The organism is Yoonia sp. R2-816 (genome assembly GCF_046762905.1).
GTDB lineage: Bacteria > Pseudomonadota > Alphaproteobacteria > Rhodobacterales > Rhodobacteraceae > Yoonia.
This window is the reverse complement of the sequence record NZ_JBKQXN010000207.1, coordinates 43,170-60,407: the sequence shown is the minus strand read 5'-3', so window position 1 is coordinate 60,407 and position 17,238 is coordinate 43,170. Positions and strand designations below refer to the sequence as shown.

Annotated in this window: 17 protein-coding genes and 1 tRNA gene; 8 read left to right on the top strand and 10 right to left on the bottom strand. The window is 57.3% G+C overall.

The features are described 5' to 3' along the window. Nucleotides 1-76 precede the first annotated feature (76 nt). A complete protein-coding gene (locus tag ACFWW2_RS12565; protein ID WP_393928422.1) occupies nt 77-496 on the top strand; it encodes an Lrp/AsnC family transcriptional regulator in 420 nt (139 codons plus the stop codon). On the opposite strand, the gene ACFWW2_RS12560 is transcribed toward ACFWW2_RS12565, so the two are convergent. After that, a complete protein-coding gene (locus tag ACFWW2_RS12560; protein ID WP_393928421.1) occupies nt 453-932 on the bottom strand; it encodes a disulfide bond formation protein B in 480 nt (159 codons plus the stop codon). The genes ACFWW2_RS12565 and ACFWW2_RS12560 overlap by 44 nt on opposite strands. After that, complete coding sequence (locus tag ACFWW2_RS12555) at nt 929-1,507, bottom strand: YqaA family protein (RefSeq protein ID WP_393928420.1); 579 nt, start codon at nt 1,505-1,507, stop codon at nt 929-931. Before ACFWW2_RS12555 ends, ACFWW2_RS12560 begins: the two co-directional genes overlap by 4 nt. Nucleotides 1,508-1,619: 112 nt before the next feature. Between ACFWW2_RS12555 and ACFWW2_RS12550 the strand changes: the two genes are divergently transcribed. The 3 genes from ACFWW2_RS12550 (at nt 1,620) to ACFWW2_RS12540 (ending at nt 3,493) form a co-directional block, all read left to right on the top strand. Further along, nucleotides 1,620-2,474 carry a neutral zinc metallopeptidase gene (locus ACFWW2_RS12550; protein ID WP_393928419.1) on the top strand — a complete coding sequence of 285 codons (855 nt, stop codon included), beginning with the start codon at nt 1,620-1,622 and terminating at the stop codon, nt 2,472-2,474. A 63-nt stretch (nt 2,475-2,537) separates the two neighbouring features. Then, nucleotides 2,538-2,623 (top strand) — tRNA-Leu (locus ACFWW2_RS12545). Nucleotides 2,624-2,881: 258 nt separating this feature from the next. Further along, entirely contained in the window at nt 2,882-3,493 is a 612-nt protein-coding gene (locus ACFWW2_RS12540) for a Hint domain-containing protein (protein ID WP_393928418.1), read from the top strand. Here ACFWW2_RS12540 and ACFWW2_RS12535 read toward each other — a convergent pair. Both ACFWW2_RS12535 and ACFWW2_RS12530 read right to left on the bottom strand, forming a co-directional pair. Next, nucleotides 3,486-4,076 carry an NTP transferase domain-containing protein gene (locus tag ACFWW2_RS12535; RefSeq protein WP_393928417.1) on the bottom strand — a complete coding sequence of 197 codons (591 nt, stop codon included), beginning with the start codon at nt 4,074-4,076 and terminating at the stop codon, nt 3,486-3,488. The two genes, ACFWW2_RS12540 and ACFWW2_RS12535, sit on opposite strands and share 8 nt — an antisense overlap. Continuing rightward, entirely contained in the window at nt 4,073-6,481 is a 2,409-nt protein-coding gene (locus ACFWW2_RS12530; protein ID WP_393928416.1) for an FAD-dependent oxidoreductase, read from the bottom strand. Before ACFWW2_RS12530 ends, ACFWW2_RS12535 begins: the two co-directional genes overlap by 4 nt. A gap of 114 nt (nt 6,482-6,595) precedes the next feature. Between ACFWW2_RS12530 and ACFWW2_RS12525 the strand changes: the two genes are divergently transcribed. Then, on the top strand, nt 6,596-7,882 hold the full coding sequence (locus ACFWW2_RS12525) for a DUF2254 domain-containing protein (protein ID WP_393928415.1): 1,287 nt from the start codon (nt 6,596-6,598) through the stop codon (nt 7,880-7,882). On the opposite strand, the gene ACFWW2_RS12520 is transcribed toward ACFWW2_RS12525, so the two are convergent. Beyond that, a complete protein-coding gene (locus ACFWW2_RS12520; RefSeq protein WP_393928414.1) occupies nt 7,872-8,429 on the bottom strand; it encodes a YSC84-related protein in 558 nt (185 codons plus the stop codon). The genes ACFWW2_RS12525 and ACFWW2_RS12520 overlap by 11 nt on opposite strands. A gap of 470 nt (nt 8,430-8,899) precedes the next feature. Between ACFWW2_RS12520 and ACFWW2_RS12515 the strand changes: the two genes are divergently transcribed. Beyond that, nucleotides 8,900-10,861 carry a type VI secretion system Vgr family protein gene (locus ACFWW2_RS12515; RefSeq protein WP_393928413.1) on the top strand — a complete coding sequence of 654 codons (1,962 nt, stop codon included), beginning with the start codon at nt 8,900-8,902 and terminating at the stop codon, nt 10,859-10,861. Beyond that, nucleotides 10,858-11,112, top strand: a complete 255-nt coding sequence (locus ACFWW2_RS12510; protein WP_393928412.1) for a PAAR domain-containing protein — start codon at nt 10,858-10,860, stop codon at nt 11,110-11,112. The genes ACFWW2_RS12515 and ACFWW2_RS12510 overlap by 4 nt, the downstream gene beginning before the upstream one ends. Before the next feature lie 11 nt (nt 11,113-11,123). Here the strand turns inward: ACFWW2_RS12510 and ACFWW2_RS12505 are convergent, their stop codons facing one another. The 5 genes from ACFWW2_RS12505 to hemB form a co-directional block, all read right to left on the bottom strand. Then, nucleotides 11,124-11,480 carry a hypothetical protein gene (locus ACFWW2_RS12505; protein WP_393928411.1) on the bottom strand — a complete coding sequence of 119 codons (357 nt, stop codon included), beginning with the start codon at nt 11,478-11,480 and terminating at the stop codon, nt 11,124-11,126. After that, nucleotides 11,477-12,202: a hypothetical protein gene (locus tag ACFWW2_RS12500; protein WP_393928410.1), complete on the bottom strand. Its 726-nt coding sequence runs from the start codon at nt 12,200-12,202 to the stop codon at nt 11,477-11,479. Before ACFWW2_RS12500 ends, ACFWW2_RS12505 begins: the two co-directional genes overlap by 4 nt. Before the next feature lie 179 nt (nt 12,203-12,381). Next, entirely contained in the window at nt 12,382-14,013 is a 1,632-nt protein-coding gene (locus ACFWW2_RS12495; RefSeq protein ID WP_393928409.1) for a hypothetical protein, read from the bottom strand. 63 nt (nt 14,014-14,076) lie between these two features. Further along, nucleotides 14,077-15,312 (bottom strand): DUF4123 domain-containing protein, encoded by a 1,236-nt coding sequence (locus ACFWW2_RS12490; protein ID WP_393928408.1) that lies wholly within the window; start codon nt 15,310-15,312, stop codon nt 14,077-14,079. Nucleotides 15,313-15,584: 272 nt separating this feature from the next. Then, nucleotides 15,585-16,586, bottom strand: a complete 1,002-nt coding sequence (hemB, locus tag ACFWW2_RS12485; RefSeq protein ID WP_393928407.1) for a porphobilinogen synthase — start codon at nt 16,584-16,586, stop codon at nt 15,585-15,587. A 120-nt stretch (nt 16,587-16,706) separates the two neighbouring features. Here hemB and ACFWW2_RS12480 point away from each other — a divergent pair, with 120 nt between their 5' ends. Further along, nucleotides 16,707-17,231 (top strand): hypothetical protein, encoded by a 525-nt coding sequence (locus ACFWW2_RS12480; RefSeq protein WP_393928406.1) that lies wholly within the window; start codon nt 16,707-16,709, stop codon nt 17,229-17,231. The last annotated feature ends 7 nt before the right edge of the window (nt 17,232-17,238 follow it).

Below are 17,238 nucleotides of genomic sequence, written 5' to 3'. Positions count from 1 at the left end.
TTGCCCAAAATAGGGGGTAGGGTAAGCATACAAATTGTGCAAAATGATGATGAATTGATCGAATTGGATAGTAAGAATGGACGAACTGGATAGCCGCCTGATTGGCGCATTGCGGCAGAACGGGCGTGCACCCCTGTCGGATTTGGCGGCGACGCTTGGGGTGACCCGCAGCACCCTGCGCGCGCGACTGGATCGGCTGATTGCGGGCGGTGAGATTGCGGGATTTACCGTGCTGACCCGGTCGGATGTGCGGCCTGACGCGGTGCGTGGGCTGATGATGCTCGAAATCGCAGGGCGCGGGGCAGAGCGCGCGATGAAACGACTGACCGCCATTCCGGAAGTGCGGGCAGTCCATTCGACCAATGGCACCTGGGATCTGATCGCCGAGATCGGGGCTGATACGCTGGAGGCGTTTGATCAGGTCCTGTTTGCGATCCGCCGTCTGGAAGGGGTCACGCGGTCCGAGACGAGCCTGCTTTTGTCAACGCGGCGATGATCCAGATGGCCATCAGGCAAAAGGACAGCAGCGCGTTCCAGCTTGCCATGGACAGGGTCAGAAACTCCCACGACACCTGATCGCACATCACGACACGTGGTCCTTCGATAGCGAGCAGGTCGGCACCGCTCAGCCCGTCCAGCCCGCCGCCTGCGCCAGTGCAGCTTGACGGGCCTTCCCACCAGTCCCGTTCGACACCGGTGTGGTATACGCCGATCCCGCCGGTTGTGGCCGCTGCGATAGCACCCAGAAATGGTAGGATCCGACCGGGGATGACCAGTGCCAGTGCGCCGATCACAATCGCCGCCGCATGCGGCCAGCGTTGCCACAGACACATCGCGCAGGGCGGATAGCCGATCAGTTGGAAGAAGAATGCGCCCCCCAGCAATGCCGCAGACCCGCCAGCGGCTAGAAGGATCATCAGATTACGCGTCATAGAAGCCCCACAAGTGCAAAACCGCCCAACAGCAATACGCAGAAGATGATAAAGACGAGCCCCAACCGCCGTTCGATAAAGTCGCGGATCGGTGCCCCGAATTTCCAAAGCAACGCGGCCACAATGAAGAACCGCAAGGCCCGCGCGATGATGGATGAAATGATGAAAACAGGCAACGACAGCTGCGTCACACCCGACGCGATTGTGATCACCTTGAACGGAAAAGGTGTGACCCCGGCAAACAGCACGGCCCAGGCGCCGTATTCATTGTAAGATGTTGCGAATTCATCGAATTTCTCGCCTTTTCCATAGAAGTCGAGGATCGGCTGGCCCACGGCCTCAAACAGGCCATAGCCGATATAATAGCCAAGCATACCACCAGCGACGGATGCAACCGTGGCGACCCCTGCGATCAGAAAGGCGCGGGAGGGGCGGGCGATGATCATTGGGATCATCAGAACATCGGGCGGAATGGGAAAAAACGACGATTCCATGAAGGCGACAACCACCAAAGCCCAGAGGGCGTAAGGCGACTGCGCAAGTGAGAGTGTCCAGTTATAGAGTCCGCGCAGCATTGCCGGGCCTTTTGTGGTTTCGCGCCGTTAGGCCATGGCCATCGCCGAGGGTCAAGCTTGTCTGGGCCAACATTCCGCATAAGATGGTCCCAGATGGTGGGGAGTATCGATTATGAAATGGCAAGGACGGCGCGGCAGCAGCAATATCGAAGATCGCCGCAGGCGCGGGGGCGGTGCCCGGCGGGCCGGGGGCATCGGTGGTGTGGCCGGTGTCCTTGTCCTATTGGCGGGGTGGTACTTTGGCGTCGATACCAGCCAGTTTGTCGATCTGGGCGGCGGGGGTTTCGAAGCCAGCTCGTCCGCCGAAATCACCCCGGCGGATGAACGCGCGGCCCAGTTCGTGTCGGTGACGCTGGCTGATACGGAAGAGGTCTGGTCAGACATCTTTCAGCGCCAATTGGGGCAAACCTACCAGCCGCCAATCCTGGTATTGTTCAAAGGGCAAACGCAATCGGCTTGTGGTGGCGCCTCTGCCGCGACGGGGCCGTTTTACTGCCCGCCTGAACGTAAGGCCTATCTGGATACGGATTTCTTTACCACATTGGAACAACGGCTTGGGGCAGGGGGCGATTTTGCCGCCGCATACGTGGTGGCACATGAAGTTGCCCATCATGTACAGAACGAGTTGGGCATACTGGGGCAGGTGAACCAGTTGCGTGCGCAGATGAGCGAGGCGGATTCGAATGCCATGTCTGTTCGGGTGGAATTGCAGGCCGATTGTTTTTCCGGGATCTGGGCGCGCGCGGCGCAACAGCAGTTTGGCAGTCTGGAACGCGGTGATATCGCCGAGGCGATGAATGCGGCGGCCCAGATCGGTGATGATACTTTGCAGCGCAATGCAGGCCAGGCGGTGCGCCCGCATACCTTTACCCATGGCACCAGCGAACAGCGCCAGCGCTGGTTTGCCCGCGGTCTGGAAAGCGGCGATCTGTCGACCTGCGATACCTTTGCTGCGACCCGTCTGTAAGAGGCAAAAATACACAAGTCCTGATTGACGGCGTTGGCGCGCCCGATTAGGACATGCGCACTGGCCGATGTGGCGGAATGGTAGACGCAGGGGATTCAAAATCCCCCGATGGCAACATCGTGAGAGTTCGAGTCTCTCCATCGGCACCAGCTATCCTTTGGGTGTGATGAACGCGCGAAGGATTTTCGTGGTAATCCGCGATCCAACGCTTGGTTTTTGATTCATTTACGGTTTATAAACTAATAGGTCGGCAAGTTTTCGCCGATCAGCCGGTTTGTATCGGTCGCGTATTTTTTCATCCTCGCGGCCAATTGAACCCGGCATGAGTGAGGGCAACGAGTAGGGCAGTTATTGTCATGAATTATTCCAAATCGCATGTTGTGGCGAACAAGGACAGGAGTCCGCAGATGATGGTGGCACATCCGCGTATCGTTCCATGTTTCACCCCGGGTACCCATATTGCGACGCCGAAGGGCGAACGCGCAGTAGAGACGCTGACAATCGGCGATCGTATCCTGACCCGCGACCATGGCATTCAGCACATTACATGGTCTGGTCACCGCTCACTGACCGCGGATGAATTGAAGGCGACGCCGAGTTTGCGCCCTGTGCTGATCCGGGCGGGCAGTCTGGGCAATGACCTGCCCGAACGTGACCTGCTGGTGTCCCCGATGCACCGGATGCTGGTCGTGTCCGACGTGGCGCGCAAGCATTTTGGCGAGGCAGAGGTGTTGGTGGCCGCGAAGGACATGACAAAGCTGCCGGGTGTTGATGTCGTCAACGTCCCGGGCATCACCTATCTGCATTTCATGTTTGAGGCGCATCAGATCGTGCTGGCGGACGGGACGTGGACGGAAAGCTTTCAGCCCAATGATTATTCGCTCAAGGGCGTGGTTCCGGCGCAGCGTGAAGAGTTGTTCCTGATCTGTCCGGCCTTGGCGACACAGGAAGGTGTCAAACGGTTTCGTGCCGCGCGCCGTGCCTTACGCAGCGTGGAATCGATCCGGCTGTTCAAGTAACGCCGCGCCGCCATCTGTCCCAGTCCTCTGGCGTATCAAGGTCAAGGCGCGCGCGATCATCGGCGAAACGTGTCAGGTGGGTTTGTGATTTCAGCGGTTTGACGAGCGGTTCACCACCGCCATCTCCCGATAGTTTGGCGAATTCCGGCCTGAGTGTGCCATCGAAGACGATCGGATGACCGGGCTTTCCGTCAGTCGTCGCCCCGCGCCAGATCAGAAAATCCGGGCTGTCTTTCCGGGCCTGGAAAATCGCCTGAATGTCGGTGGTTTCAATCCCCACCAGATCGCCCAACAGCATCATGAAAGCAGCACAATCAGGGAGCTGTTGCACAGCGCCGCGCATGGTGCCGGACATGCCTTCCGCAGCCTCGGGCACCGTCAATATGGTTAAATCCAAACCAGCCAGAGCATCCTTTCTTGGATGATCGCCAGCGGGAAGTGCCACAAAAACGGCATGCCCCGCGGCAAGCGCACGTCTGGCCTGCCTGCGCAACAGCGGTTCGCCATCCACATCTTCCAACAGCTTGTCACGTCCGCGCATCCGAGTGGACCCGCCGCCTGCAAGGATCACGATCGGGATCATCCGCGCATCGCGCTGCCGTCAGGATCGAACAGCTGGGTGGTGATCTGCACGGCCCGGCGGCGTTGACCCATGATTTCGATTTCGGCCTCCAGTGTGCCGGAGGCATGTTCACGCGGCACCAATGCGAGGGCAATGGATTTGCCCGCATGATGCGAATAGCCGCCCGAGGTGCAAAAACCCCTGACCTCGCCGTCGATGAACACGGGTTCATAGGCGACCACATCGGCGTCGTCTGCATCCACTTCGAAGCTGACAAGCGTGCGGGCAGGGGGGCTGGCCCGCTCCGCTTCGGCCGACGCCCGCCCGATGAAATCAACGTTCTTCTTGAAGCTGATGAACCGGTCCATGCCTGTTTCTGCTGCCGTATAGTCGGGCGAGAATTCGGATAGCCAAGAGCCAAAGAACCGGTCCAGCCGCAGCGACATCATCGCCCGCATTCCGAACGGCGCGATGCCCATCGGTTGACCCGCATTCCACAATGTCCACCACAATTGCCGCTGGTCCATCGGATCGCAGTAAATCTCATACCCCAGATCACCGGTATAGCTGACCCGCTGCACGATGCAGGCAACCTGACCAACCGTCATGCGGCGCACATCCAGAAATCTGATCCCGTCCACATCGTCACGGGTGCAGGCGCGCAGCAGGTCGCGGGATTTGGATCCGGCAATCTGAAACCCGGTCCGTTTGTCGGAGATGTTTTCGACCCTGCAATCGGCGCTGGCGTTTTGTTGGAACCAGCGGTGATGCACCTCTTGCGCACCATAGCTGGCGGTGAGCTGGAATTCCGTGTCCGACAGGCAGGAAACGGTGAAATCCCCCCAAAGCCGTCCCTTGGGTGAAAGCATCGGGGTCAGGGACATCCGCCCGGGTTGGGGGATGCGCCCGGCCATGATCCGGTCAAGCCAGGCGCGCGCGCCTGGACCGGTGACGCTGAACTTGCCGAAATTCTGCACCTCGTTGATGCCGACACCACCACGCACGGCGGCCACTTCCCGTGCTGTCGCATTCCATGCATCAGACCGGCGGAAGGTTGGTGTTTCATAATCCGGGTCGCCGTCCTGGGCAAAATAGTTGGCGACTTCCAACCCGAACTGATGCCCCCAGACGGCACCCAGATCGCTGAAGATGTCATACATCGGCGTGGTTCGGTGGGGCCTCGCCGCTGGCAGTTCCTCGTTTGGGTAGCTGACGGAAAAACGGTTCTGGTAGTTTTCGATCACTTTGGGGCGCGTGTAACCGGGGGTGATCCATTTGCCATAACGGGCGACGTCAAGCGCTGTGACATCGCGTTCGCATTCGCCTTCAATCATCCATTGTGCCAGCATGAGGCCAACGCCGCCGCCTTGACTGAAGCCTGCCATCACACCGCAAGCGGACCAGTAGTTCTGCACACCCGGCACCGGACCGACCAGCGGGTTGCCATCTGGGGCAAAGGTGAACGGGCCGTGGATGACGGATTTGACTCCGGCTGTGGCCAGCACCGGAAAGCGGTTATAGGCGAATTCAATCGAGGCTTCGACCTTGTCCAGATCGTCGGGCAGCAGTTCATGCCCGAAATCCCACGGCGTGCCGTCCACGGCCCATGGTTTGCAGGGCTTTTCGTAGAACCCAATGCAGAGCCCGCGCCCTTCCTGCCGCAGATAGCTTTCACCGGCCGGGTCCATCACATGTGGATGTTCGCTGTCGCGTTCGTAGATCTCAGGGATGTCGTCGGTGACGATATACTGGTGTTCCATCGGGTGCAGCGGGGTGTAGATGCCAGCCATCGCCCCCACTTCGCGAGCCCAGAGGCCTGCAGCATTCACCACATGTTCGGCGTGGATCGTGCCCTTTTCGGTGACCACATCCCAAGTGCCGTCTGGGCGCTGGTTCGTTTCGAGCACCTTGCAATGAGTTTCGATGGTAGCGCCGCCCATGCGCGCGGCCTTGGCATAGGCATGGGTAGTCCCTGACGGATCCAGATGACCGTCAAGCGGGTCATAAAGCGCCCCCACGATCCCATCGAGATTGGTGATCGGCGCGATTTTGGCAATTTCTTCGGGGCCGACGATTTCGGTCTCTAGCCCCATATACCGGTGCTTGGCGCGTTCCGCGACCAGCATATCGAACCGATCCTGATTGTCGGCGAGGGTCACACCACCAACATGGTGCAGACCGCAGGACATGCCGGTGATTTCCTCCAACTCCTTGTAAAGCTTGATGGTATAGCCTTGCAGGGCAGCCATGTTGGTATCGCCGTTCAGGGTGTGAAAACCGCCCGCCGCGTGCCATGTCGAACCGGAAGTCAACTCTGAGCGCTCAATCAGCAACACGTCCGACCAACCCAGCTTGGTCAGGTGATAAAGAACGGATGCGCCAACGACGCCGCCCCCAATGACTGCTACGCGCGTTGTGGTCTTCATCTGCCGCATTCCCTAGTTTACCACTGCACCATGGCGCATGGGCGCGTGTGGACGATTATCCGCTTGCGACTGTTTGTGTCGCATATGAACTGTCGCAGCAATAAGGCCCGGACGATGAAATTGAAAAACAGGGTGATAGCGGCTTTTGTCACGTTCGGCCGTAGGGTGCGGTCAGCCTCTCGCAATCTGTGGACGCGGGTCTTGCTGATTTCCGTGCTTTGTCTGCTGGCGGTTTTGATCGCAAAGGTGCTGGGTGATTTCATTCCCGACGGTTTTGCCGAAATCGTCGGCGCGGAGTCCGTGACCGAACTATTGACGATCATCGCCAATGCCATGCTGGCGGTCACCACCTTTTCATTGAGCGTGATGGTGACCATTCATCGGGCGGTGGCCGGGCAATGGACCCCGCGTGCGCACCAGATGCTGTTGCGCGACACGCCGACGCAAACGGTGCTGGCCACGTTCATCGGCGCCTATATTTACGCGCTGGCCTCACTGATCCTGCTGTCCACGCCGTTCTTTGGCGAGGCTGAGATTGTCGTGTTGTTCGGTGTGACGCTAGCAGTGATCGCTCTGATCGTGGCGATGATCGTGCGCTGGATCATGCATCTGCAGACATGGGGCAGTCTGGAACAGACGGCGACTGCCATCGAAACGGCTGCCGAAACCGCCTTTCGTGAACTGGCCGACCGGCCGTGTCAGGGGGCCAATCCGCTGACGCCAGATACGGTCATTCCCGCCGGCGCCGTTGATCTGCTGGCACGCGATACCGGCTATGTGCAGGCGGTGCTTTTTGAAAAGGTCTCTGCCGATGCTGAAGAAGAGGGCGCGCAGGTCTATTTTCTGGCGCCAATCGGGCGTTTTGTACATCGTGGTGATGTCATTGGACATATGGCGGGCGGCAGCGACGGGCTGGCGCGCAAGATCGGGACCTGGATCACGATTGGGCCGTCGCGCACGCCTGATCAGGACCCCCGCTTCTGCCTGATCATGCTGAGTGAAGTCGGATCGAAGGCATTGTCAGCAGGGATCAATGACCCGGGCACTGCGATTGACGTGATCGGCCGGATTGCCCGCCTGATCGAGGGGTATTCTCCGGGGGTCGACCGTGATCACACACCCGACTATTCGAACCTGTGGGCACCAGTTCTTGATCCGGTTGATCTGGTGCAGGAACCGCTTGCACCGCTGGCCCGCGATGGTGCGGCACAGGTCGAAGTGCAGATCGTTTTACAGAAGCGCCTCGCCGGTTTGGCCCGCCATGCACCACCGGCCATTGCCGATGCCGCAAGGGTGCTGGCCAAGGACGCGCTGGCACAGGCCAACGCAGCCATCCCGGGTGAAGGCGACCGCAAAAGGCTGGCCGCCGCTATGGTAAGTCTTTCAAAAGTCAGGGAATAATTCGGGTGTACTTGATGCCTTCCAGCGTCGCGCCCAACCGCAGGCCGGTCTGCGCAAAGTTGACCGCTATCACGGGCGCGAGGCTGGTTGTCGTCTCCGCCCGCAGGCTGTCGCCCTGATCGCTGACGGCATATTCGATATCAGCCCCGGCGGCCCAGCCCGGACCGCGGCGGAACTCCAGAAGTGCCTCATCCGTCATGAAAAACAGGACTGAGCTGAACTGCTGCGCCCCAATCTGCAGACCCGCACTGCCGGATGTGGCCGAATAGTAATCGACCGTTGATGGCCCAACCCGCAGCGCACCGCGCCCGAAGCCGCCACCGATGCCAAGCCCGGCCTCGGTGATCAGCGGCATGACCAGCATGCCCGCCGCCCGGTTCGCCAGATCGCGGGTACCGGGATAAGTATTATACATAAAATTCAACGTGCTATCGACGCGCGCATCAATCGTCGCGGCCCCTGGGCCGCCGATACCATTGCCGCATGCGGCCAATGTTGTGGATGCCAATGCGCCAAGCGCAAAACTGCGCCTTGAGAAACTGCTCATGATTTTTTCCGCCTTATGTGCCTGTGTGAAGGCGTTTGCCGCCTTTTATGCGCATAACTATAGGCAAATGCATCCGGGCTGTCACGCGGTTTGGGTGTTGCGTGACCCCCACCGTACGGTCGCAACGTGCGGTGGAGAGCGAATCATAGGTTAACGCCCGTTTTTCATGGCCAAACAGCGGTCGGCATCACGTCGGATTTGCGTCGGCAAAACGTCGGACCCTCTGTCTGAATTTGGCTGGGTTAATGGGGCGTGCGATAGGGGCAACCAGAGGGACAGTTCTAATCCGCGGGCTCGCCCGCCCGCGTGGCATTGCGCTTCCTTTCGCAACAATTCCAGCTAGTAAGCTTCTTTGTGTACGAATGACTGATAATGTGCCTCTGGCATCATAAAATGGTCATTTAATGGTGTTCCGCAGGCCATCAATCGCATGTATCACAAGAGGAATTCAGCTAAGGCGAGACTCTTTAATGAACGTTCATTTTGACCAAAGCACGCGGCTTGGCCGTCTGACCACAGCTCTTGAGCAGGATAAGCTGGTTTTGTTGCGCTTTGCAGGCAGTGATCATCTGAACGGCTTGTTTGAATATAAGGTTGAAGCACTTTCGACTGAACCCAACATCAATTTTGACGATCTGATTGGCACGAGCGCCACCATTGAAATCGAAAGTCAGAATGATGGGCCGCAGCCATTCAGCGGCATCGTGACAGAGGCCAAATGGGCCGGTGTCGGCGAAAACGGGAATAAATACGAGATCACCTTACGCCCCTGGCTTTGGTTGGCGGGCCGCCGTCGCAATCAACGCATTTTCCATAACCAGACCGTCGTGCAAATTATCGAAAGCCTGTTCCGACCATACTCTGGCATGGGGCAGCCTGCATTGATCAAAAAGCTTTCGGGAAGTTACCCGGAGCTGGAATACACCGTGCAGTATCGCGAAAGCGATATGGATTTCGCCTGCCGACTGATGGAGCGGTTTGGCATCAGCTATCACTTTACCCACACCGCTAACGGGCACTCCATGGTGCTGACCGACAGTGTTGACAGCCACGAGGCGGTACCCGGCGGCAGTCGTGTTTACAAACCAGTCGATGGGGCACGCCAATCGGGAGACGAGCATTTCTGGGAATGGCACCCCTATCGCCGTTTGACGACTGGGGCAGTTCGTCTGAGCGATTACAACTTCAAGCGGCCGCAATCTGCTATGGAAGTCGAACAATTGGGCGATGCCCAATACACTGCGGGGCAGATCGAAAGCTTTGATTACCCCGGTGAATATCTGACCCAAGGCGATGGTAAGGATGTTGTGGCGTTGAGAACCAAACAAGAGCGCGGTCAGGATGCGCGCCACCGGGCGGTTGGTGATTGTACGTCGCTACGTTCCGGCATGACAGTGACACTGACCGGCGATCACGTGACTGGCGTGAAGGGTGAAACCTATCTGTGTTTGAGCGCGACACATAGCTATGTGTCCGACGCCTATGGGTCCGGCGAGGCACAAAGTGATGATTATGCCTATTCTGGATCTTACGTGTTTATGCCGTCCAGCGCACCACTTGCGCCAGAACGCAAGACTGCCATTCCTGCGGTACAGGGCCCGCAAACAGCAAAGGTTGTTGGTGAAGGCGAGATTGACTGCGATGAATTTGGTCGGATTCTTGTCCATTTTCACTGGGATCTGAACAAGGCATATTCCATGCGATGCCGTGTATCTCAAAGTTGGGCGTCCAAAGGGTGGGGCGGTATGGTCATTCCCAGGACAGGTATGGAAGTCGTTGTCGAATTCCTTGAGGGAAATCCGGATCAACCCCTGGTGACAGGCTGCGTCTACAACGGCGTGAATGAACCACCAGCCAAGCTCCCGGAAAACAAATCGCGCTCCGTTTTCAAGACGAAAAGCCATAACGGCGAAGGCTTTAACGAACTTACGTTCGAGGATAAGGCGGGAGAAGAGTTCATCTATATGCATGCGCAGAAGAATCTGGATTTGCATGTTCAGAACTCGCGTCAGAAGCGGGTTGAGTTTGATGATACGGCAACCATCGGCAACGATTCCAACCTGATCGTTGCAAATAATCGCACCGAAACAATCGACGCAGATATGGCACTGACGGTGAAATCCAATCTGTCGGAAAAAATTGAAGGCGAGCGCGCGCTGACGGTCGGCAGCAACTTCGCCATCAAAACAGGCGGCGATCTGACGTTGAAGGCCGATGGCGAAATCGTGCTAGATGCCTCGAAGATTACGTTGGTTTCTGGTGGTGCTGCGGTCGTTGTCCAAGGCGGTAGCGTTAACGTTGCACCGATGCTCAACGTTGGTTCTGCCTCACCGGGGGCAGCGGCGCTGCCCGCGATTCCGGCAATTTTGAAGGCTGCGGCGGGTGCGGGATCCCCGTTTGTGTCACATTGCCCGCTGAAAGATGACCAATGAGACCGACAGCGCTTCTCACGGACAAGCATGCCTGTCCCATTCACGGGACCAATGCTATCGTAAAAACATCAACGGCAACAGTCTGCGACGGAAAACCGATTGCGCTTGTCGGCGATATGACGGCTTGCGGTGCAACCATTGTCACGGGTTCGGCCACCACGATTATTGACGGAAAACCGGTTGCGGTGATCGGATCGGTGACGAGCCATGGTGGCACTATTGTCAGCGGATCAGCCAGCCTAAAGGCTTGACCGGCGGCTCACTATTTCTTGTCCTTCACCCGACTTTTCGGATGGTTCAGCCCGAAAAGAACCCAAGGGAAAAGGATCGCCAATGTCGCGTACAACGCAAAGCCAGCAGGAACGGCTGCAAGGCACCAGATCAAATACCATGGCGTGTTTGCCATGAACTCTTCGGAATTTGCGAACAGGTAGACGAGCAGACCGGAGACGATCGCTATGCCTAGACATTTATAGCCGTTGCATCGCTCAACTGCATGCCACTCAATCACATAGAGCTTGAACAGGCGCGGATTGCGCTGCGCCCGTTCAAAGGAAATACGAGTCTTCTGGATTTCCGGGGCTCGGCTATCGCGGAAGCCCCGGCCGGTCCGTCTCATCTGCAGATTTCCCAGTTTCCGTTCCGGCGAATGAAGTAAGGGGTCACATAATTCACCCGATCCGTTTGTTGCACATGCGCAAAGCGCAACGGACCCGCATCGCCCTGTGTGACGAGCCACGCGACACGGTTTTCGGCACCCAGCCTCATCGTCATGGGCGATGTCGGAAGCGGATCCAGCCGGAAGGCGTCGGGATTGTCGAAGAACACGTCGAAACTGGCGCGATTGCGGACGTAGCCCTCGGGACGATTATAGGCGGCGGCATTCTCACGGATCATGTTGGCCCACCATTCGTCCATCAAAGTGTCGTTGTCCTTGGCGGCCATCAAAGCATGTATCTTGCGATAGGACTGGGTCAGATGATCACGGGTCGCATTGTCCGCGGTCAGGATGTCGCCTTGCTCCCAGCACCACGTGGGCATTTCATCCAGAACTTCAAAATCGACATGCAATGTATCATATTCACTGCCCGGTTGGAAATTGATGCTGGGTGCGACCGGTCGGGCCGGGTGACCAGCAGTCGCGTCATATTCGACGAACGGCCCAGGGTCTTCGGCGGCGGGGTAGTAACTGACCCGAAACGCTGTACGGGGGTCCGCGCTCGGATTTTCACCCATTTCCCAGTAAACCACCGACAAGGCCAGATACTGTTCGGGTGTGTAATTCGGTGGCCAGGATACCAGATCAAGGCGGTTGATACCCTTGCGCATGTACTGCGTCATGGGCTCGTGCTGTTTGACGTCAGCCGGTCCGGCAAATGAACGAGGTATGCCGTTCACATCCAGCGCGTGAGGTAATCCATTCACTTCCCACCGAACCCCAAAGAAGAATTTCTGTTCCATACTGTTTGCCTGTTGAATGCCGGAAAATAAGAAGATCATCGCGACCGCAATGATCCGTACTAGAAAGGTGTGAATGACCCTGTCCATGTATCTGCCAACCTGTAAGTGTTGTTCTGCTCGCCGTCCGGGACCCATTGAGCGGTTGTCGTTGTTACCGTATTAGACCGGCTGCGACCGCTTTCCGTCTGGCTTGCGGATTGGTCGGCGCCGCTGATCCTTTTGACGCTGATTACCCGCAGAACCGCCCCCCTGTGAAACAGTTGGTAACCCCATTCACCACACTCGGTCTTGATCGTGATCCCGCCAGTTGTACTTACCGTTGCCTCATACCGAAAAACAGTGGGCGAGGTAAAGATCGTATCATACTCACCTTGAACGCCGCCACCCGCCTCGGCGGTGATCGACCCGGTGATATGACCATCAAAGGACAGGTCGCCGGTCATCAGATCGCATTCAGCCGTTAGATTGGCGTCACCGCTCATATCTTCGGTCGGGGCCGACCCGATGCTGAGGCTGAGGTCGAGATAGAGGCTGGGCTGTAGTTGGTAGCTTGCCACCCACAGATCTCGACCATCTTCGGCGTCCTCCAAAAAGGCCACCAGCGCGGCACCTGCCGGATGGCGTCGCGCCGCCCGTTTCAACGCTTCATAGATGTCGATGCGCATCCCGACCTTAAACTCGAGGGACAGTCCAGCGGTCAAAACCCATGTCAGCCCGGGCCCATTGCTTTCTTCGCGTTGCTCTGTGCCGAGTTCCAGAACTAGCGTTGGTCCCTCTGCATAAAAGTTGAATACCCTGCCAGGACGCGTTTCACCGCTCAAGTTGCCCGACAAGGTCTTCGCCGCATTGCTAATTGCGCCGACAAAGCGATCAAACCCGCTTTGCGCATTTCGCTGACGCCGCAATGAAGGTCCGCTGTCAATTGTGCGCGTTGTCCTGTTATAGTTCCCGATATTGATGTTCTTGGTGTTATTTCCGACAACGACCATCAGATTGGCTGCGATTGCCCAGCTAGACTCGTTTGTCACCTGCCGTGCACGCGGCCCCATGCCAACCTCATTGGCGAGCGCACGCCCTTGAGAATTCGTCAGACGCTCCACTGAACGCGTCGGTGGAGAAATCGCAACCGCGCCAATGAATTTCAGCTGTGGCACGGTAACGGCTTTGAAACTGAAACTGCTCCCGTCGTCACCAGTCACGGTGAACTCGGTCTCCTTGCGCATGACGGTTCGGTTGATCAGGATATCAAGGACGATTGCGATGACCTCAAATGCCTCGTGAGTGGGCTGAAAAATGTCGACATTTAGGATTGTGGGGCGCGGATTGGTATGCGTCTCGAAATTCAGCGTTGTTGTCGTAGAACAGGCCACCGCGTGCCTATCGCGTTCCCAACGGGCGGTGTGGGATCCATGTGTGCAATCGGGCCCGACCGTAACATCAATGACTGATGTATCTTTGAGCGTGGAACCTTTCAGGAATGCCTCAAAGGATGCCTCGCCGGACACGAACTGGTCCGCTACGAAATAGATCGTGCCGTCGGTTTCCTCCAGTTCATTTTCACCTTTCAGCGTGACCCGGGTATTGCCGCCATCATGACACTTCACCACAACCTCAGTGACACAGGGCGTAAGTGCTTCGCACTCGACACAGGCTGTACCAAACTCGGTGTCTACCGCAGCTTCTTCAGTCATCGTTTCTTTTCCTCGATATGGTCTGTGCAGGTAGCGTCAATTGGCGTCGCGACAGTGCTGTATTTATTGATGAACTTTCGGAGATTTTTGGCCTTCCAGCCAATCGTCAATCAGATCGCGCTTTCGCCATGGCTTGGTCTTGCCATTTGCCAAAACTTGAATCGCATCCGGATAGGCATCGGGAAATTGGAGACCCAGTTCAAGCGTACATCTTGCAAGCGTGTTGATCTGTTTATGCGACACCATTCGATACGCTTGTCCGGTCTTGTGGGCGTGAACCACGGCTGCCGCTATGTCGGGCATTTTTTTGCCGGGGTAATCCGGCGCAAGCTTGTGGGCTAGGCTTAATCGTGCGCGTTTTTGTTGAAACGCTGTCAGTCGGTTGAACTCTGGCTGGCTTACCCGAAAACTGCGTGCGCGCCTTGGATCACGCTCTTTTGCCCCGCTCGCCACCCGTACAAAGCTGCTGGCATGATCGACTGTCCAATCATTGGCTAACGGCTCTTCGATCATGACAAACGGGCTGCTTGGCAAAAAGACCTCAGTCGTTGCAAGTAGAAGTTGTTCGATGCTGTCCGGTACAAGTGCCTTAGTGACATCTGCAAGAACGCGCGGATCGTAGAATCGAAAATACGATGGTGCCTCAGCGTTGGCTGGCGTCCAGACCATCGTGAATTTCCGAAAATGCTGGCGTAGATCGCTCAATGACCATGTGCTGTGAAACAGAATATGTGAGTGGGTGCCATGAGGTCTCTGTTGAATGATAGCTGCCATTTCGCTGCCATGGTCGATCTTGACCAACCATGGTGCAATTGCCTGACTTTGTGGATCGGCACTGGCGTAGAGGCACGTAGATTGCTCAGCAGTTTGCGCGACAAGCGCAGACGCTTCGGGCCAGCTGGCACCATCAATGAGCGCCCAAAGAGGCGGCCCGTTCGGCATGTCAATCTGGGACCAGTTTACATATTCAATGGACGCGGCTGATCCGACCGGGTCCATCGTTCCTACCAACATCGGTCGATCATTCCCGGGATCCTGAAGCTGAGCAGTGACGCTCTGCCGCGTGGATTGCGGAATGGTTGTGTTGTCCAGCGGCGCCACTGCTCCGACCTTTATCAGATCATAGCCGATGTGGTTAAGCTGTGGTCCAATCTGAGTCCGGTATTGCTGCTCAGTATTGGCAAGTAAAACCAAGTCTGCCCTTAGAACATCGTCTGTCTTTTGTTGTTGCATGGAATTATCGTGCGTCGATCGCATGAAACAGCGGCCGATCCACGCCCGCAATGCATCATCAACCATTTATCACTTCACACATAATTGCTTATCCGTTGTAACTATTCAGCAGCCATGTTTGGATCTGGCGGCGATCTTTGAGGAATGTGACCTCGGTGTATGACGAGCACCTCGACCTATGTTTTTTATCAACCATAGTGAAGCGCTTCTTTATGGAAATTTTGTGGCATATTGAAGAGCCATGACACGCATTTCGACAATCATGAGAGGTAGCTCTGCTTATGGCCAGTCGTTGGGTTTGAAGGGTTCAAACGGGTGCGGATCACCTTGCCTGTCTCCTAAATCCCATTGAGCAGTCTTGCAGCAGCCGGGGCGAAATAGGTCAGGATCCCGTCGCAGCCGGCCCGTTTGAAGGCCAGCAGGCTCTCCATCATCGCCTTTTCCCCGTCGAGCCAGCCGTTTTGTGCCGCGGCCTGCAGCATCGCGTATTCGCCGCTGACCTGGTAGGCGTAGGTGGGCACGCCGAAGCTGTCTTTGACCCGTCGGCAGATATCCAAGTAAGGCATGCCGGGTTTGACCATGATCATGTCGGCCCCTTCCATCAGGTCCCGTTCGACCAGCCGTAGCGCTTCGTCCGCATTGCCGGGGTCCATCTGGTAGGTATTCTTGTCACCTGTCAGCGCCGCTGACGCGCCCACCGCATCCCGGAATGGCCCATAGAAGGCAGAGGCGTATTTGGCGGCATAGCTGAGGATGGCGACGTTCTGGTGTCCCTCGGCCTCGAGTGCTGTGCGGATCGCACCGATCCGCCCGTCCATCATGTCGGACGGGCCGAGGATGTCGGCCCCGGCATCGGCCTGGGCGAGCGCCATTTTGACCAGCGCCTCGACCGTGCGGTCATTCACGATCTCACCATTTTCAACGAAGCCGTCATGGCCGTTGATGTTGTAGGGGTCGAGGGCGATATCGGTCATGATGGCGATGTCGGCGGCAGCATCCTTGATCGCGCGGATCGCCTGATTGGTCAGATTGTTGGGGTCCCAGGCCATGGCGCAGTCTTCGGTTCGCGCCTCCATCCCGGTGTAGGGGAAGATGCAGATCGCGGGGATGCCGAGCGATTGCGCCTCAACCGCGGCCTTGGCAATACGGTCGACGGTCTTGCGGGTCACGCCGGGCATGGAGCTCACTGGGGTTTCGTCATCAGTGCCGTCCATGACGAAAACCGGCCAGATCAGGTCATCCACGCTCAGCGTGTTTTGCCGCGACAGCGCCCGGAGCGCCGGAGTTTTGCGCAGCCGCCGTAGGCGTGTGGCGGGGAAGGGGGCGACGGTGGGTTTCATGGCCATACCTCGACTGATGTTGCGGACATGGGTCGCACGGATTTTGACGCATCACAAGTCTGGGCAATCCCAAATCGGGACGCTAGGGTCGGCGCAGTTCAAATGGGGGCGATACGCGCAGTGAATTGGAATGACGCCATTTTTCAGGTGATTGACCTGCGTACCTTTTCCAATGTCTGGTATTGGCTGGCGGTCGCTGTGACGTGGTCGATGGTCAGCCATTGGATTTTGGGCGTCCCCTTTGACATGATTTATCGCGCACGCCGGCATGGGGGTGAGGCGGCCGCCGATCTGGAGGTGCTGGTCGCTGTCAACGTGCGTCGCCTGATGAATATTACTGATGTGGCCGGGTTGTGGCTGATGGGGTTTGCGGCGTTTGTGCTGAGTGCGCTGGCCCTGATGGGTTTCTGGTATGGCTTCGAACTGGCGCAAGGTGTGTTTTGCCTGGGCTTTCCGCTGACCTTTGTTGCGCTCATGAATATCCGCATGAGCCGCCAGTTCGCGCAGAAGCTGCCGACAGGTGATGCCTTGCCCGCCGCCCTGCTTCGGATGCGGTTCTGGATACAGGTGATCGCCATGATTTCGATCTTCATTACAGCGATGTATGGCATGTATCACAATCTTTCGCTGCCCTTGGGCTTCTGAATGGTTG

Coding starts and splice junctions, on each gene's coding strand:
- ACFWW2_RS12555 (WP_393928420.1), bottom strand. CDS start 1,507: ATGCTGCGCGGACTCTATAACTGGACACTCTCACTTGCGCAGTCGCCT.
- ACFWW2_RS12520 (WP_393928414.1), bottom strand. CDS start 8,429: ATGAGCAGTTTCTCAAGGCGCAGTTTTGCGCTTGGCGCATTGGCATCC.
- ACFWW2_RS12525 (WP_393928415.1), top strand. CDS start 6,596: ATGAAATTGAAAAACAGGGTGATAGCGGCTTTTGTCACGTTCGGCCGT.
- ACFWW2_RS12515 (WP_393928413.1), top strand. CDS start 8,900: ATGAACGTTCATTTTGACCAAAGCACGCGGCTTGGCCGTCTGACCACA.
- ACFWW2_RS12495 (WP_393928409.1), bottom strand. CDS start 14,013: ATGACTGAAGAAGCTGCGGTAGACACCGAGTTTGGTACAGCCTGTGTC.
- ACFWW2_RS12540 (WP_393928418.1), top strand. CDS start 2,882: ATGATGGTGGCACATCCGCGTATCGTTCCATGTTTCACCCCGGGTACC.
- ACFWW2_RS12560 (WP_393928421.1), bottom strand. CDS start 932: ATGACGCGTAATCTGATGATCCTTCTAGCCGCTGGCGGGTCTGCGGCA.
- ACFWW2_RS12535 (WP_393928417.1), bottom strand. CDS start 4,076: ATGATCCCGATCGTGATCCTTGCAGGCGGCGGGTCCACTCGGATGCGC.
- ACFWW2_RS12490 (WP_393928408.1), bottom strand. CDS start 15,312: ATGGTTGATGATGCATTGCGGGCGTGGATCGGCCGCTGTTTCATGCGA.
- ACFWW2_RS12550 (WP_393928419.1), top strand. CDS start 1,620: ATGAAATGGCAAGGACGGCGCGGCAGCAGCAATATCGAAGATCGCCGC.
- ACFWW2_RS12530 (WP_393928416.1), bottom strand. CDS start 6,481: ATGAAGACCACAACGCGCGTAGCAGTCATTGGGGGCGGCGTCGTTGGC.
- ACFWW2_RS12510 (WP_393928412.1), top strand. CDS start 10,858: ATGAGACCGACAGCGCTTCTCACGGACAAGCATGCCTGTCCCATTCAC.
- ACFWW2_RS12505 (WP_393928411.1), bottom strand. CDS start 11,480: ATGAGACGGACCGGCCGGGGCTTCCGCGATAGCCGAGCCCCGGAAATC.
- ACFWW2_RS12500 (WP_393928410.1), bottom strand. CDS start 12,202: ATGACGCAGTACATGCGCAAGGGTATCAACCGCCTTGATCTGGTATCC.
- ACFWW2_RS12565 (WP_393928422.1), top strand. CDS start 77: ATGGACGAACTGGATAGCCGCCTGATTGGCGCATTGCGGCAGAACGGG.
- hemB (WP_393928407.1), bottom strand. CDS start 16,586: ATGAAACCCACCGTCGCCCCCTTCCCCGCCACACGCCTACGGCGGCTG.